The 14,205-nt window shown below is 74.0% G+C and carries 13 protein-coding genes and 1 other RNA gene; 5 read left to right on the top strand and 9 right to left on the bottom strand.

Going from position 1 to position 14,205, the window contains the following annotated elements; all coding sequences use genetic code 11:
- Positions 1-74 precede the first annotated feature (74 nt).
- Positions 75-1,025 carry a helix-turn-helix domain-containing protein gene (locus tag OG906_RS23690; RefSeq protein WP_329445583.1) on the top strand — a complete coding sequence of 317 codons (951 nt, stop codon included), beginning with the start codon at positions 75-77 and terminating at the stop codon, positions 1,023-1,025.
- Between the two features lie 84 nt (positions 1,026-1,109).
- Here the strand turns inward: OG906_RS23690 and OG906_RS23685 are convergent, their stop codons facing one another.
- Positions 1,110-1,949 carry a hypothetical protein gene (locus OG906_RS23685; RefSeq protein ID WP_329445581.1) on the bottom strand — a complete coding sequence of 280 codons (840 nt, stop codon included), beginning with the start codon at positions 1,947-1,949 and terminating at the stop codon, positions 1,110-1,112.
- Positions 1,946-2,680 carry a MerR family transcriptional regulator gene (locus OG906_RS23680; RefSeq protein WP_329445579.1) on the bottom strand — a complete coding sequence of 245 codons (735 nt, stop codon included), beginning with the start codon at positions 2,678-2,680 and terminating at the stop codon, positions 1,946-1,948. Before OG906_RS23680 ends, OG906_RS23685 begins: the two co-directional genes overlap by 4 nt.
- A 77-nt stretch (positions 2,681-2,757) precedes the next feature.
- Here OG906_RS23680 and rnpB point away from each other — a divergent pair.
- Positions 2,758-3,159: RNase P RNA component class A (rnpB, locus tag OG906_RS23675), an RNA gene on the top strand.
- Positions 3,160-3,246: 87 nt separating this feature from the next.
- On the opposite strand, the gene OG906_RS23670 is transcribed toward rnpB, so the two are convergent.
- From OG906_RS23670 to OG906_RS23660, 3 genes are read right to left on the bottom strand one after another with little or no spacing between them, the layout of a single operon-like run.
- Entirely contained in the window at positions 3,247-4,533 is a 1,287-nt protein-coding gene (locus OG906_RS23670) for a bifunctional RNase H/acid phosphatase (RefSeq protein WP_267826534.1), read from the bottom strand.
- On the bottom strand, positions 4,533-5,228 hold the full coding sequence (locus OG906_RS43640) for a zinc ribbon domain-containing protein (RefSeq protein ID WP_443067466.1): 696 nt from the start codon (positions 5,226-5,228) through the stop codon (positions 4,533-4,535). Before OG906_RS43640 ends, OG906_RS23670 begins: the two co-directional genes overlap by 1 nt.
- Positions 5,229-5,272: 44 nt before the next feature.
- On the bottom strand, positions 5,273-6,130 hold the full coding sequence (locus OG906_RS23660; protein WP_329445576.1) for a Nif3-like dinuclear metal center hexameric protein: 858 nt from the start codon (positions 6,128-6,130) through the stop codon (positions 5,273-5,275).
- A gap of 277 nt (positions 6,131-6,407) precedes the next feature.
- Between OG906_RS23660 and OG906_RS23655 the strand changes: the two genes are divergently transcribed.
- Positions 6,408-7,571, top strand: coding sequence for a hypothetical protein (locus OG906_RS23655; protein ID WP_443067410.1), 1,164 nt, complete (start codon positions 6,408-6,410; stop codon positions 7,569-7,571).
- A gap of 44 nt (positions 7,572-7,615) precedes the next feature.
- Complete coding sequence (locus OG906_RS23650; protein ID WP_329445572.1) at positions 7,616-8,245, top strand: HAD-IA family hydrolase; 630 nt, start codon at positions 7,616-7,618, stop codon at positions 8,243-8,245.
- 41 nt (positions 8,246-8,286) lie between these two features.
- Here OG906_RS23650 and OG906_RS23645 read toward each other — a convergent pair whose 3' ends face one another.
- From OG906_RS23645 to OG906_RS23635, 3 genes are read right to left on the bottom strand one after another with little or no spacing between them, the layout of a single operon-like run.
- The gene (locus OG906_RS23645; RefSeq protein WP_267798908.1) at positions 8,287-9,228 is read right to left on the bottom strand and encodes a 3-oxoacyl-ACP reductase; all 942 of its coding nucleotides are present in this window, start codon (positions 9,226-9,228) and stop codon (positions 8,287-8,289) included.
- Between the two features lie 16 nt (positions 9,229-9,244).
- Positions 9,245-10,321: a Zn-dependent alcohol dehydrogenase gene (locus OG906_RS23640; RefSeq protein WP_267826544.1), complete on the bottom strand. Its 1,077-nt coding sequence runs from the start codon at positions 10,319-10,321 to the stop codon at positions 9,245-9,247.
- Between the two features lie 42 nt (positions 10,322-10,363).
- Positions 10,364-11,218 carry a MaoC/PaaZ C-terminal domain-containing protein gene (locus OG906_RS23635; protein ID WP_329445569.1) on the bottom strand — a complete coding sequence of 285 codons (855 nt, stop codon included), beginning with the start codon at positions 11,216-11,218 and terminating at the stop codon, positions 10,364-10,366.
- A 264-nt stretch (positions 11,219-11,482) separates the two neighbouring features.
- On the opposite strand from OG906_RS23635, the gene OG906_RS23630 reads away from it, so the two are divergent.
- Complete coding sequence (locus tag OG906_RS23630) at positions 11,483-11,842, top strand: DNA-binding response regulator (protein ID WP_267798980.1); 360 nt, start codon at positions 11,483-11,485, stop codon at positions 11,840-11,842.
- A gap of 99 nt (positions 11,843-11,941) precedes the next feature.
- Here OG906_RS23630 and OG906_RS23625 read toward each other — a convergent pair whose 3' ends face one another.
- Positions 11,942-14,146 carry an FG-GAP repeat domain-containing protein gene (locus OG906_RS23625; RefSeq protein WP_329445567.1) on the bottom strand — a complete coding sequence of 735 codons (2,205 nt, stop codon included), beginning with the start codon at positions 14,144-14,146 and terminating at the stop codon, positions 11,942-11,944.
- Positions 14,147-14,205: the final 59 nt, after the last annotated feature.

Genomic DNA, 14,205 nt, shown 5'->3' with positions numbered 1-14,205 from the left:
CCCGGCTCCTGTCATCATCGGCCCACGGCGCCGCAGGACCGGGGCCGTGCGACGCCTCGGGGGAGGGACAGCGGATGGGTGCCGTCGACCTTCCCGCGCGCCCGTCGGCGCTCCGCCCTCCCCCGGCCCGGCCCCTGACCCGACCGCCGGCTCCCGCGCTGCGCCCCCACATCGTCAACTACACGGGATTCCGTACCGAGTTCACGGTCCCCCGGCGCCGGCTGGAGCTGCCCACCGGCCTGGTCACGCTCGTCTTCACCTTCACCGAGGGCCTGTGGGTGGCCCGCACCGGGGTGGGCGCCGACATCGAGGGTGCCGACGGCGGGGGCGGCGCCCTCGCGGGCGCCGGGCTCGACACGGCCCGGCAGATGCCCGCCTCCCACGCCCTGATCAGCGGCCCCCGCAGCGGTCCGGCGCTCGGGGTGCACGCGGGCCGGGTCCACGGGCTGGAGGTGAACATGAGCCCGCTGGGCGCCTACCGGCTGTTCGGCATCCCCATGGTGCACTTCGAGGAGGCCCGGGTGGACCTGGCCGAGGTCCTCGGCCCGGACGGGCGGCACCTGGCGGACCGGCTGGCGGCGTTGGGCGGCTGGCGGGAGCGGTTCGACCTGCTCGACTCGGTGTTCGTCGCCCGTCTGGAGCGGGGGCCGGCCGTCGCGCCCGAGGTGCGCGGGGCGCTGGCCCGGCTGTGGGCCGACAGCGGGGCCTCCCTGGCGCGGGCGACGGCCGGATCCGGTTGGAGCGCCCGCACGCTGCGGGCCCGGTTCCGTGAGCAGGTCGGGCTGTCGCCGAAGGCCGTCGCCCGGCTGTTCCGCCTCCAGTACGCGCTGCGCCGGCTCGCGGCCGGGGAGGCGCCCGTTCTGGTCGCGGCGGCCTGCGGCTACCACGACCAGGCCCACCTGGGCCGAGAGGTGAAGGCGATGACCGGGCTGCCGCCGTCCCGCTTCGCGCTGCTGCGCGGGGGTCTGCCTCCGGGTTCGGCGCTGGACCGGACGCCGGGCCGGATCACGAGCGTGCTGCTGTGAATCGGCCGCGCGTGCCGTTTTTGACAAGACAGGGCCGCTCCGGTTTGCCACGCTCGGCGCAGGACCCCGCGCTGCGTCGGCTCGTCACGGGGGTGTGAGCCGGCGCAGTGCGGTGACCAGCGCGCGCGGGTCGTCGGCGTGGAAGCGGATGGTGCGGGCCCGCCCGGGCCCGCCGAGGGGGCGGACGAAGGACACCGGACGGTTCAGTTCCAGGGTCACGGAGGTCTGGCTGCCGACGATCAGGTCGAGGAGCCCCTCCTCCTCGTCCAGGGTGACCAGCCGGCCTTCGGGGTAGCGGCGGTCCACCCGGACCGAGGCCACCGCGTCCGGCGGGACGGTGAGGTCGAACAGGGCCCCGTACCGGATCCGCAGCGACCCGTCGGCGCCGACCACGTGCGGGCGCACCACGCAGGCGGCGTGCATCGCGAGGACCAGCAGCATTCCGTACACGTCGAGGACGAGCACCACCCGGTGCACGGTCGGCCAGGGGATCAGCAAGGCCAGCGCGACGGTCTCGATCAGCGACACGAAGAGCAGCCCGTACATCATGGCCGTCTGCGGGCCGGTGTACCCGGCGGGCACGTCGCCCGTCCCGACCCCGTGCGGTGCCCGGCGTCCGAGCCACCGCCCGAGCGAGGCGGCGGCCCGCAGTTCGTGGAGCAGCAGCCGCCGGACGGGGGCCGGGACCACCGTGCGCACGGCTCCCCGCCAGGCCTCCTTGGGGGCGGCGCCCCGGGCGCGCCGCTCGACGTACAGCCCGCGCAGCACCCGTGCCTCCAGCAGCAGCACCCCGAGCACCAGTACCTCGGCCGCGACCGGTACCCAGCCGGGCAGCCGTACCCCGGCCACCAGGCAGACCACCAGCGCGAGTTCCCCCGGTATGACGGCGGCCGCCGCCGTCCGGGCCGCCCGGATCGCCGTCATCCCCTGCCCCTCTCGATGAACCCCTCCATGACCCGGCGCACGACTTCCGCCTGCGCCGGCGGGTACTCCGCGAGCAGTGCCTCCTTGAACCCGGACGGGACCGGCCCGTCCGACGGGATCGCGGCGAACACCTCGTCGGGCACGGCCGCGATCAGGGCCCGCGCCAGGGGGACGATCCGCGGGTCGTCGACGGGTGCGCCGGCCAGCTCGTCGAGCCGCTCGTACAGGCCGAGGACGGTCGGGTCGGCGGTCAGCGTCCCGAGCAGGGCATAGACCTCCTCGCCGATCGCGCCCGTGCCGTCGAGCAGCGTGAGGTGTTCGCGGTCCAGCGCGGCGCTGGGCGAGTCCGTCGCCGGCGCCTTGGCGAGCAGGGCGGCGAGCGCCGGCGACAGCGGCTCGACCTCCCCGGGCGGGGCGGCGAGGAGCAGGGCGAGGCGCTGCCGGCGGGCGGCCAGTTCGGCTTGTTGCCGGGCCAGGTCGGCGTCCAGTTCCGCCAGCACCTCGGCGAGTTCGCGGCCCGCGTCGTCGGCGAGGACGTCGCGGACCTCGTCGAGGCTCAGCCCGAGTTCGGTGAGCCGGCGTACGCGGGCCAGCAGGACCGCGTCGCGCACGGTGTAGGCCCGGTATCCGTTGGGGCGCCGCTCCGGTTCCGGGAGCAGCCCGACATGGTGGTAGTGCCGGATCGCCCGGGTGGTGAGCCCGACGAGCGCGGCGATCTCTCCGATCCGCATGGGCCCAGTAGAAACCCTGCCGCAGCGTCAAGGTCAAGCGGCCGCGAGGGTGCCGGTAGCATGGTCGTCACGCAGAACGACACAAGCGGGCGGCCGCGTCGGGATCCTCGGATCCCGCCGAGGAACGTCCGGGCTCCACAGGGCAGGGTGGTGGCTAACGGCCACCCGGGGTGACCCGCGGGACAGTGCCACAGAAAACAGACCGCCGGGGACCTCGGTCCTCGGTAAGGGTGAAACGGTGGTGTAAGAGACCACCAGCGCCTGAGGTGACTCAGGCGGCTAGGTAAACCCCACCCGGAGCAAGGTCAAGAGGAGTCGTCTCCGGACGGCTCTGCGCGGACGATCGAGGGCTGCCCGCCCGAGTCCGCGGGTAGACCGCACGAGGCCGGCGGCAACGCCGGTCCTAGATGGATGGCCGTCTCCCCGGCGACCGCGAGGTCACCGGGCGACAGAACCCGGCGTACAGCTTGTGTCGTTCTGCGCCACCGCCCTGACCAGGGGTTTCCTCCGGTCAGGGCGGTTTTGTGTGTCCGGGCGGCCCCGTGTGCCCGGGGCGCGCGGCGGTGTCAGCGCAGGTGGCCGGTGTCGTTCAGCAGCCGCACCGAGGCGTTGCCGTCGGCGTAGTAGGCCACGGCCGAGAGGGAGGCCGCGGACAGCTCCATCTTGAACAGGGACTCGGGCGGGGCGCCCAGGGCGAGGCGCACCAGCGTCTTGACCGGGGTCACGTGCGTGACGACCAGCACCGTCCGGCCCGCGTGCGCGGACACCAGCCGGTCGCGCGCCGCCGAGACCCGGCGGGTGACGGTGGCGAAGCTCTCGCCGCCGCCCGTGGGGGCGGCCTTCGGGGAGTCCAGCCATGCCTGGAGGTCGTCGGGGAACCGTGCGCGTACCTCGGCGAAGGTCAGGCCCTCCCACGCGCCGAAGTCCGTCTCGCGCAGGCCCTCTTCGATCGCCACGGGCAGGCCGAGCCGGTCGGCGACCGCCTGGGCGGTCTCCCGGCAGCGTCGCAGCGGGGAGCTGACGACGGCCTGTACGGTGCCCCGCGCGGCCAGCGCCTCGGCGACCGCGGCCGCCTGACGGCGGCCGGCCGGGGAGAGTTCGGGGTCGGTGCCGCCGCTGCCGGAGAAGCGCTTCTGCGGGGTCAGGGCGGTCTCGCCGTGCCGCAGCAGCACGAGGGTCGCCGGGGCTCCGAGGTCGGGGCCCCAGCCGGTGCCCGTCGCGGGCGCGGCGGCGGGTGCCTCCTCGGCGGCGGGCTCCGCGGACCCGGTGGGCTCCGCGAACAGGGTGTCGGCGGCCGGGGCCGCGGAGGCGGCGAGCGCCGCCCGGACGGCGGCCGCGCCGGCCGCCGCGTCCCCGGGCGGCCCGGAGACCGGCGGGGTCGCCAGGGCGCGCGCGGCGCTCCGGTCGAAGACGGCCGTGGAGCCCGACGGCTCCCACTGCCCGCCGCGCTTGCCGGCGTCCATGGCCTCGTTGGCGAGCCGGTCCGCGTGCTTGTTCTTCTCGCGCGGGATCCACTCGTACGTCACCTGCGAGCGGGGCAGGATCTTCGCCGCCTCCGCCGCGAGGGGCTTCATGTCCGGGTGCTTGATCTTCCAGCGCCCCGACATCTGCTCGACGACGAGCTTGGAGTCCATGCGGACGAGGACCACCGCGTCCGGCGCCAGCTCGTGCGCGGCGCGCAGTGCGGCGATCAGGCCCTTGTACTCCGCCACGTTGTTCGTCGCGACGCCGATGTACTCGGCGCGCTCGGCGAGGGTCTCCCCCGTCGCCGGGTCGAGGACGACCGCGCCGTAGCCGGCGGGCCCCGGGTTGCCCCGGGAGCCGCCGTCCGCTTCCACGACAAACCGCGGCATCAGATGCCCGAGTCGGCCGTACGGACGAGGATGCGGCCGCAGTTGTCGTGGCGCACGACCTGGTCGCGGGCCGACGCCTTGATCTCGTTGATCTCGGCCATGTCGAGCTCCAGGCGGCAGCCCTCGCAGCGGCGCTGGTAGAGGCGTGCGGCGCCGACGCCGCCCTGCTTGACGCGGATCTTCTCGTACAGCGCCATCAGGGCTTCGGGCATGGAGCCGACGATGACCTCGCGGTCCTTGGCGATGCCGGCGACCTCGGCGTCGATGCCGCCGGTGGCGGCGTCACGGCGCTCGGTGGCGTCCGCGAGCTTGACCTCCAGCGAGGCGACCCGCTCGGTCAGCTCGGTGACGCGCTCCTGGGCGGCCTCCAGACGCTCCATGACCTCCAGGACCACGTCCTCCAGGTCGCCCTGGCGCTTGGCGAGCAGGACGACCTCGCGCTGGAGGTTCTCCAGGTCGCGGGCCGAGACGCCGACGCCCGAGTCGAGCCGCTGCTGGTCGCGGGCCGCGCGCTGACGGACCTGGTCGACGTCCTGCTCCGCCTTGGTCTGCTCGCGGGCGGCGTCCTTCGCCTGGGTCTGGACGGCGACGAGCAGGTCGCGCTGCTGGGTGAGGTCCTTGGTCAGGGAGTCGACCTCGGCGTGCTCGGGCAGCGACTTGCGCTTGTGGGCGAGCTGAGACAGCCGGACGTCCAGGGCCTGGACGTCGAGAAGTCGGATCTGGTCGGCGGGCTCGGCGTTCAGTTGGGGGCTCCAGGGTTAGAAGGGGAGGTCACGGACGGCGCGTGCGCCGTCCACGGGTCGGTGACCGTGCGCGAGACGTGGGTCCGCAGACCCCAGCCGTGGCGCTCGGAGATCGCGTCGAGCTGCGCGGCGGCCTGCTCGCACCAGGGCCACTCGGTGGCCCAGTGGGCGGCGTCGACGAGGGCGAGGGGGCTCTGCCCGCGGGCCTCGGACACCGGGTGGTGGCGCAGGTCGGAGGTGAGGAAGACGTCCACGCCGGCGGCGCGGACGTGCTCGAAGAGGCTGTCGCCGGAGCCTCCGCTGACGGCGACGGTGCGGATCGGCGCGTCCGGGTCGCCGGCGACGCGGATGCCCTGCGCGGTCTGGGGCAGCCAGGCGGCGGCGCGGGCGGCGAACTCGCGGAGGGTCTCGGGGTGGTCCAGTTCACAGATCCGGCCGAGGCCGCGACGGCCCTCGGGGTCGGTGGGGTCGGGGACCAGGGGGCCGGTGATGCGCAGGTCGAGGGCGCCGGCCAGGGCGTCGGAGACGCCGGGGTCGGCAGTGTCGGCGTTGGTGTGCGCGACGTGCAGGGCGATGTCGTTCTTGATCAGCGTGTGCACGACGCGGCCCTTGAAGGTGCCCGCCTCGACGGTGGTGGTGCCCCGCAGGTAGAGGGGGTGGTGGGTGACGACCAGGTCGGCGCCCAGTTTCACGGCCTCGTCGATGATCTCCTGGACGGGGTCCACGGCGAACAGGACGCGGGAGATCTCGGCGTCGGGATCGCCGCAGACGGTTCCGACCGCGTCCCACTCCTCGGCCCGCGAGGGGGGCCAGAGAGCGTCCAGCGCGGCGATGACTTCAGAGAGACGGGGCACAGGCCAAGGCTACCGTCCGCCCGGACCGGCCCCGTGCTCGACGTCGGGCCGTCCTCGCGGGTGGTCGCGGGGTGTCGCGGGGCCTCTTCGGGAACACCCGGGGGGCGAGCCGGGACCCGCCCTCCTCATCCCAAACCCCCCGAAATGACACAGCACACCGGCGGCCCCGGTCAGGGGGGAACGCGCATCGGGCCACCCGTACGTGTGAAGCGCGGTTACTGGTGTTGTTCGGCGAGAGGCGCGAAAACTAGCTTCCTCACCGGAGGTGACGGCCCGGATGACTGTCTGTGCCATCGAAATGACGACGACGGCCCCGTTCACGATCGCCGCGGACGGGTCGTACGCGGCCCGCCTGGCCGGGGACGGCGAGGCCCGCTACCCGGAGCGTTGGACCCTCTCCGGACCGGAGCCGTACGCGGTCCCGCTGCCGCTCTCGCAGCCGGAGGAGGCGGACACCGAGGTGTCGCCGCTCGCCGACGGGCGGGTGCTGATCCACCGTCGGGTCGCGGACCGGCACGCCTTCGCGCTGCTGTACCCGACGGGGCCCGTCGGGTCGGCGGGCGGCGCCGCCGGGGGGCCCCGGACCGGGGAGCGCCCGTTGGGCGCCGTGCAGCCCGCGTCCGAGGACGTACGGGTGAGCCTGCTGCCGCCGTGCCCGGACGGCGGCGTCGCCTTCGCCCTGGAGGTGGGGCCGGAGGGGACCGTCGTCTGGCAGGTGGCCGGGAGCGCGTTCGGCCCGGAGCGCGTGGCCCGGGTGCCCGGCCGCTGTTCGGGCGGCGTATGGCTGGACCGGACGGGCCGCCTGCTGGCGCTGGACCGTGAACTGGACGGCCGTACCAAGACCGTGGCCGTCGACCTGGGCCGCGGCGGGGAGGTCACCCCGCTCCTCCAGATCGCGGAGGACAGCGACGACCGGTTGGTGTCGGCGGCCCCGGACAGCGGCCTGCTGCTGATCCGTTCGGACGCGCCGGGCGAACCCCGGCTCGGCTGGGGGGTCCTGGGCAGCTCCCGCCCGGTCCGCTTCCCGGAGTGCCTGCGGCCGGCGGACGCGGTGCCGTTCGCGGTGCAGCCGGGTCTGGCGCTGATGCCGGAGACCTGCGGGGTGGCGCTGCGCGTGCCCGAGGGCATCGTGTTGTGGCGGCCCGCCGACCGGCACGTCTTCCGCCTGGCGGCCCCGGTGGGCTGGCTCGGTGGCGGCCTGTGGAGCGCGGAGGGCCGGTTGCGCCTTCCGTACGCCACGCCGGAGGTCCCGTGCGGGGTGGCCACCCTGCGCCGGCCGATCGCCCCGCCGCCCCCGGTGCGGGTGGCCCCGGCGGACGTGGCCCCGGTGGACGTGGCCCCCGTGGACGCGGTGCCGGTGGACGTGGCCGCCGCGCACGTGGACCCGGCCCCGCCGGCGGCGCCCCGCCCGGTCCCGCTCCAGCAGGCACCGCTGAGCTGAGGCCCGTACGTCGGTCGCCGGCGCCCCTCTGCTAGACAAGGGGGATGGCGAACCCAGGGGCTCACGACGCGGTGCTGTGCGATGTCGACCAGGTGATCCGGTTCTACGACACGACCCGTGTGACGGAGCTGGAGCGGGCGGCAGGGCTGGCCGAGGGCACGACCGGCAAGGTGGCGTTCGCCCCCGAGCGGGAGGAGCCGCTGATGGTGGGCCGGCTCACCCGCGACCAGTGGGCGGAGTCCGTCACGGCCGAGCTCGCCGGGACGTTCGGCCTGCCGGTCGACCGGGCCCGCGCGTTGGCCGACGCCTTCACCGGGGCGCCGTTCTCCGCCGACCCGGCGGTCGTGGACCTGCTGCGCCGGGTGCGGGCGGCGGGGGTGCCCCTGGTCCTGGTGACCAACGCGACCCTGGACCTGGAGGACGACCTGGAGTCCCTGGGCCTGGCCGACCTCGCGGACCACGTGGTGAGCAGCGCCCGCGTGGGCGTCGCGAAGCCGGACCGGGAGATCTACGAGATCGCCGCCGCCCGGGCGGGCGTGGATCCGGCCCGCTGCCTGTTCGTCGACGACCGCGAGGAGAACGTGCGGGCGGCGGTCGCGCTCGGCATGACGGGCGTCCGCTACCGGGAGCCCGCCGATCTGCACGCCCCGCTGGGCCTGGTGCCCGGGGCCTGACCCGGCGGGGACCGGGGCCCGTCGCCCCGGTCCCGCTCGTGTCAGTCGTGCTTGAGGCCGAGCACCTCCGTGGCCGCGAAGGTCTCGTTCGCGGGGCGGGCGTCGTAGTGCGGGGTGAGGAGCTCGTCGAGTTCCTCGTAGGAGAAGGCCTCCTTGGTGGTGTCGAACTTCGCGGCCGGCTTGGGGCGTTCCATCACGACGACGATCCCGCCGTGCACCACGAACAGTTGCCCGTTGGCCTTGGCCGAGGCGGGCGAGGCGAGGTAGCCGACCAGCGGGGAGACGTGCTCGGGGGCGAGGGCGTCGAGCTTGCCGTCCTCCGGGACCTGGAAGCCGGCGAAGACGTCCTCGGTCATGCGGGTGCGGGCGCGCGGGCAGATCGCGTTGGCCGTGACCCCGTACTTGGCGAGGGCGAGGGCCGTCGAGGTGGTGAGGCCCACGATGCCGCCCTTGGCCGCCGCGTAGTTCGGCTGGCCCGCCGAGCCGCCGAGGAAGGCCTCGGAGGAGGTGTTGACGATCCGGCCGTAGACCGGGCCGCCGGCCGCCTTGGAGCGTTCCCGCCAGTGCACGGAGGCGAAGTGCGTGGTGTTGAAGTGCCCCTTGAGGTGGACCCGGATCACCGAGTCCCACTCGGCCTCCGACATCGAGAAGACCATCCGGTCGCGCAGGATGCCCGCGTTGTTGACGAGGACGTCGAGCTTGCCGAAGCTGCTGACGGCCAGTGCGACCAGTTCCCGGGCCTGCTCGAAGTCGGCGACGTCGCCGAGGTGGGCGACGGCCGCTCCGCCCGCCGCGCGGATCTCCGCGGCCACCTCCTCCGCCGGGGCGGCGGAGGCCTCCCCCGAGCCGTCGCGGCCGGGTTGGCCGAAGTCGTTGACGACCACGCTCGCGCCGAGCCGGGCGAGTTCGATCGCCTCCGCCCGGCCCAGGCCCCGGCCCGCCCCCGTGACGATCGCGGAGAGTCCCTCAAGTGGCAGTGACATCCGTACGGTTCCTCTCTCAGAGTTCGATGCAGGTGCGCAGGGCGACGCCGGTGCGCATCTGGTCGAGAGCGTCGTTGATCTCGCCGAGCTGCACCCGGTGGGTGATCAGGCCCGCGAGGTCCACCCGGCCGGCCCGCCACAGGGCGATGGTGCGCTCGTAGGAACGCAGGACGTCGCCGCCGCCGTACATCGACGGCAGGATCTTCTTCTCGTCGAAGAACAGCGAGAACATGTTGATCGAGTAGGTGTCGTCGAGGGCGCCCGCGCCGACCACGACGACGGAGCCGCCGCGCCGGGTCATCTCGTAGGCGGTCTGCGTGGTCGCGGACTTGCCGACCACCTCGAAGACGTAGTCGAAGCCCTCGCCCGCGGTGATCCGGTTCTTGGAGTCCCCGAAGGCCTCCGGGGAGACGGCCTCGGTCGCCCCGAAGCGCAGCGCCGCCTCGCGCCGTGAGGCGACCGGGTCGACGGCGACGATCTGGGCGGCGCCCTGCACCTTGGCGCCCTGGATGACGGAGATGCCGACGCCGCCGCAGCCGATGACGGCGACCGAGGAGCCGGCTTCGACCTTGGCCGTGTTGATGGCGGCGCCGAGTCCGGTGGTGACGCCGCAGCCGATCAGGGCGGCGATGTCGAAGGGGACGTCGTCGGGGATCGGTACGGCGCACCCGGCGGGGACGATCATCTCCTCGGCGAAGGTGCCGGTGCCGGCGAAGCCGAAGATGTCGTTGCTCCCGCGCCGGAAGTTGGGGGTGGCGACGTTCCCGAACGCCTCCAGGCACAGGTGGCCTTGGCCCCGCTTGCAGGAGGGACAGTGCCCGCAGGGCGGCAGCCAGCAGACGAGGACCCGGTCGCCGATCTTGTGGTCGGTGACCCCGTCGCCGACGTCCGTGATCACGCCCGAGCCCTCGTGGCCGGGGATGAAGGGGGCCGGCTGCGGCAGCACGCCGCTCATCGCGGAGAGGTCGGAGTGGCACAGGCCGGTGGCCTTGATCCGGATCCTGACCTTGCCGGGGCCGAAGCCCACGGCCTCCATGTCGTCGACGACTTCGAGCTTGTCCTGGCCGATCTCGCTCTGGAGTGCTGCGCGCACGGTGCGGCTCCTTGGGTCGTGTGGTTTGCGCGTGCTCGACGCTTACGCGTGTTCGACGACGGTGTCGGCGAGGACCGGCGCGTCGTCCCGTTCGACGGCGGTCACCGACACCCGCACCCGGCCGGGCTCTTCCCACATCCGGATGCGCAGGGTCTCGCCGGGGAAGACGATCCCGGCGAAGCGGGTGCGGTAGGCGCGGACCCGGGTGACGTCGCCGCCCAGCGCGGTGTCGACGACGGCCTTGAGGGTCATCCCGTACGAGCACAGGCCGTGCAGGATCGGCCGGTCGAAGCCGGCCGGTTTGGCGAACTCCGGGTCGGCGTGCAGCGGGTTCCAGTCGCCCGACAGCCGGTAGAGCAGTGCCTGCTCCTCGCGGATGTGTCGTTCGACGGTCCGGTCGGGCTCGCGGTCGGGCGCCTCCTCCTTGACGGAGGGTCCGCGCTCCCCGCCGAAGCCGCCTTCGCCGCGGACGAAGATCTGGGCGTCGCTGGTCCACAACGGGCCGTCGGCGTCGGCGACCTCGGAGCGCAGGACGATCACGGCCGCCTTGCCCTTGTCGTGGATGGCGGCGACGTGGGAACCGGAGGTGGCCCGCCCCTTGACGGGGATCGGCCGGTGCAGCTCGATGGAGTGTCCGCCGTGCAGGACGGCGGCGAGGTTCACGTCGATGCCGGGGGCGGCGAGGCCGCCGAGCATCGCCATGCCGGCGCCGGCGACGGTCGCGAAGCTGGGGAGGACGTGGAGTTTGGACTCCAGGGTGTAGCGCAGTTCGTCGGGGTCGGTGGCCGGGCGGCCGGCGCCGAGGCCGAGGTGGTAGAGCTGGATGTCCTTGTGGTCCCAGGCGATGTCCCCGCGGCGGGGGGCGGCGGCGAGGGCCTTCGCGGCATCGATCGGCATTGAGGACGCTGCTCCTTGTGTGTCGTTCGTGCTTCCACCGAGTGGAAGACCTCGGTGCGGCCGTCCGCACCGTCGGTCGCACCGAGGCCGTATGCGGGACCGACTCCGCGACTCGTTCTAGAACGCGTTCTAGGGTCGGTGAAGGAATGTATAACGCACGCCCCAGCACTTGGGAAGACTCCTGACTTCACGTCAGATCCTCTTTCGGCGGGACGAAGTCCTGCCCGGGCGGGACGGGGGGCCTACTCTGGCAGGGTGGACGAAATGCCCGTTGCCTCCCGACCCGCCCGATCCCTGCGGGTGCTGCTGGACCCGCCGAACCCGGCCCTGGCGCTGCGACTCGGCCTGGAACCGGACATCGACGTGGTGGCCTCGACCATGAGCCGCCCCGCGGTGGCCCTGGTCGAGGAACTGGACGCGGTGCCGGCCCTGCTGGCCGACGACCCGGAGTGCGCCGTCCTGCTGATGACGGGTTCGGCGCATCCGGGGCTGCGGGACGCCGCCCTGGCCGCGGGGGCGGCGGGGCTGATCCTGCGGGACGGCCCGATCGACGACCTGGCGGAGTCCGTACGCCGCGCCTCCCGCGGGGAGACGGTCGTCGACCCGGCCCTGGCGGGCCCGTAGCGCCTCACCGCCCGCCGCCCGCGCCCCGGAACGCGGACCGCCCCGGCCGCGCCCCGCGGTGGGGGCGCGGCCGGGGCGGCCGGGGGCGGGCGGGGGCCGTCAGGCGATGAGGTTGCCCGGGTCGTTCACGTACGGCAGGGACGCGAGCTGCCTGCCCCGCAGGGGCGCGTTCACGTTGCCCGTGCCCCCGTAGAGGTACTGCGTCGCCGCGCCGGAGGCGAGGAGGTCGGGGCGGCCGTCGCGGTCGCCGTCGCCGATGCCGACGAGCGAGCCGTACTCGTTCCAGCCGGCGCCGAGCTTCGTGCGGGGCGCGAAGGTCCCGTCGCCCTTGCCGGCGTACAGCCACAGGACACCGGCCTTGTCCCGGGCGAGGAGGTCGCCCGCCGGGGTGTCCGCGAGGTCACCGACGGCCGTCAGTTCGTTGTAGATCCCCCAGCCTTCGCCGAGCTTGGTGCGCGCGGCGAACGGGGCGTCGGCGGAGCCGGTGCCCTTGTAGAGCCAGAGCGCCCCGGCGGTGTCGGTGGCGAGCAGGTCGGCGCGTCCGTCTCCGTTCAGGTCGCTGCCGCCGGCGATCTTGTCGTAGATCTGCCAGCCGCCGCCGACCTTGGCACGGGTGCCGAAGCCGCCCCGGCCCGTGCCGGGGTACAGCCACAGCACGCCGGCCTTGTCCCGGGCCACGAGGTCGCCGAACGCCGAGCCGCCGAGGTCCCCCGCCGCCTCGATCCGGTCGAAGACGTCCCAGCCGGCGCCGAGCGATTGGCGCGACTGGGCGGTCAGTTGGCCGAACTCCTTGGAGAAGGTGGTGTCGCTGCGCCACAGCCGGCCGGAACCGTCGCGGGAGAGCACGTCCGTGCTGCCGTTGTCGTCGAAGTCGTGCGGCGCGGTCTTGCGGGTGACGGTGAACGTGCCGGAGGCGGAGGTGGCCGGACCGATGCCGTTGAGCGGCCGGACGGCCAACTCCCAGGTGTACTCGCCGTTGTAGGCGCTGGTGTGGTCCGGTCCGATCCGTCCGTCCCAGGGGAACGTCGCGTCCGGGGTGTTCGGGTGCCTGATCGAGAGTGCGCGGGTCAGGCCGGTCCGGACGTGGCGCAGGGTGAGTTCGGCCTCGACGGTGCTCCGGGACAGCCCCCAACCGAGGTGGATCTCCCCACCGTTCTGGTCGAGGTCGACGACGGCGGGGACCCTGTTCTCGGTGATGACGACCTGGGTGGGCTCGCCGGTGGTCGCCACCAGGGTGACGGACGGCGTCCCGTCCGCACCGGGCACGATCTTGTAGAGGCCCTCGCCCCGGTCGACGGTGCCGCCGCGGACGTACAGGCCGTCGGGGGCGGCCGCGGACGAGGTGAGGTGGTCAAGCAGCTTCACCTTCGTCCCGGTGGCCGGGTCGTACGCGGTGGGGGCGTACAGCGGGTTCGTGTCGCCGCTGGAGAGGCCGCCCGCCTCGCCGTACACCACCCAACCGCCGACCAGGCCGACCTGGAGGTCGCTGCTCCAGGCGTCCTCGACCGGGATCTCGCGGACGGTGCCGGTGGCCCGCTCCCTGAGGAACACCGCCGGCTTGTCGGTGGAGTCGCCCTCGGTCCAGACGACGTGTGTCCGCGAGACGGCGACGTCGCCGCCGGCGGAGCCCGGCGTCCGGTCGGTGATCTCGTCGACGACGCCCGTGGCGAGGTCGAGCAGGCCCCACTTCGCGGCCGTGCCGACGGTGAAGGTGACCAGGGCGTCCTCCGGGGTGCCCGGGGTGACCGCGATGGCGCTCGCGCCGGCCGGGAGACCGGTCACGGTCACGGTGCCGTTGCCCTCGGTGGGGTGCGTGTGCTTGCGCAGCACGGTGCCGTCCGAGGACGTCGTGAAGACGGCGTTGGCCGCCGACCCGGCGTACGCGGCGCCGCCGGCGGCCGATCCGACGGGTACGTCGAGCACGGACATCGTGCTCAGGTTCCGGAGCGTGACCTGGTAGTGCATGGGAAAGACCAGGTAGTCCGCGGTCGCGGAGGATCGCAGGACGGTGGTGGACCCGTAGCCCTGCGAGGCGCCGTTCGAGTACCGCGTCCAGCGCTTGTCGAAGGTTCCCTCCTGCCTCGACACGAAGCCGGTCAGTCCGGCGTCGGTCAGCTGGGAGTTCTTCGGGAAGCCGATGGCGTCGGCGGCGGTCTTCGCCGCGGGCGCCTTCGCCGTCTTCGCCGTGCCCTCCGCGGTGGCGGCGTTCGCCGGGGCGGACAGCATGCCCGCGCCGAGCGTGACGGCGAGAACGGTGGTGGTGGCGGCGAGGATCCGCCGCCGGTTCGAGCGGGCGTGAGCCACGTTCACTTCTCCCTCAAAAGCACCAGGCGCACTGTGCGCCACACCTGTGTGACCCCTGA

It is taken from the genome of Streptomyces sp. NBC_01426, from assembly GCF_036231985.1.
Lineage (GTDB): Bacteria > Actinomycetota > Actinomycetes > Streptomycetales > Streptomycetaceae > Streptomyces.
This window is presented reverse-complemented; position numbering and strand designations above follow the sequence as displayed.

Bases quoted from the DNA above. Each gene is read 5' to 3' on its own strand.
- OG906_RS23690 (WP_329445583.1), top strand. From the start codon at position 75: ATGGGTGCCGTCGACCTTCCCGCGCGCCCGTCGGCGCTCCGCCCTCCC.
- OG906_RS23685 (WP_329445581.1), bottom strand. From the start codon at position 1,949: ATGACGGCGATCCGGGCGGCCCGGACGGCGGCGGCCGCCGTCATACCG.
- OG906_RS23680 (WP_329445579.1), bottom strand. From the start codon at position 2,680: ATGCGGATCGGAGAGATCGCCGCGCTCGTCGGGCTCACCACCCGGGCG.
- OG906_RS23670 (WP_267826534.1), bottom strand. From the start codon at position 4,533: ATGCCGCGGTTTGTCGTGGAAGCGGACGGCGGCTCCCGGGGCAACCCG.
- OG906_RS23655 (WP_443067410.1), top strand. From the start codon at position 6,408: ATGACTGTCTGTGCCATCGAAATGACGACGACGGCCCCGTTCACGATC.
- OG906_RS23650 (WP_329445572.1), top strand. From the start codon at position 7,616: ATGGCGAACCCAGGGGCTCACGACGCGGTGCTGTGCGATGTCGACCAG.
- OG906_RS23645 (WP_267798908.1), bottom strand. From the start codon at position 9,228: ATGTCACTGCCACTTGAGGGACTCTCCGCGATCGTCACGGGGGCGGGC.
- OG906_RS23635 (WP_329445569.1), bottom strand. From the start codon at position 11,218: ATGCCGATCGATGCCGCGAAGGCCCTCGCCGCCGCCCCCCGCCGCGGG.
- OG906_RS23630 (WP_267798980.1), top strand. From the start codon at position 11,483: ATGCCCGTTGCCTCCCGACCCGCCCGATCCCTGCGGGTGCTGCTGGAC.